The following is a 266-nucleotide window of genomic DNA, read 5'->3' on the forward strand; positions in this document are numbered from 1 at the left end:
GGCGGGGCTTCCGCTGTCGAGGCCGTCGTCCAGATCAGCGTACCGATGAAGGCAACGCACGCTGCGGCGAGATGAAGTTTCGGCCGAGCAAACAGCGACGCCGGCAGCAACGCGAAATAGAATCGCCACTCATACTTCAAGGTCCACACGACACCGGCAAGCACGATCCAGACGTTCGAGTACGCGTTGAAGTCGTGATTCACCAGCAAGCCGAGTCCATACCAGTGGCCGATCTTGCCGAGCAGCGCGCCGACAGGTTCGTGGAT

At 60.5% G+C, this 266-nt stretch carries 1 protein-coding gene; it reads right to left on the reverse strand.

The genetic code is table 11. The features are described from left to right. Positions 1-266, reverse strand: a 266-nt coding sequence (locus tag SB751_RS31330; protein ID WP_410749188.1) for a hypothetical protein, incomplete at both ends; no start/stop codon positions are given.

Origin of the sequence: Cupriavidus sp. SIMBA_020, from assembly GCF_046535395.1 — a bacterium.
Classification (GTDB): domain Bacteria; phylum Pseudomonadota; class Gammaproteobacteria; order Burkholderiales; family Burkholderiaceae; genus Cupriavidus; species Cupriavidus campinensis.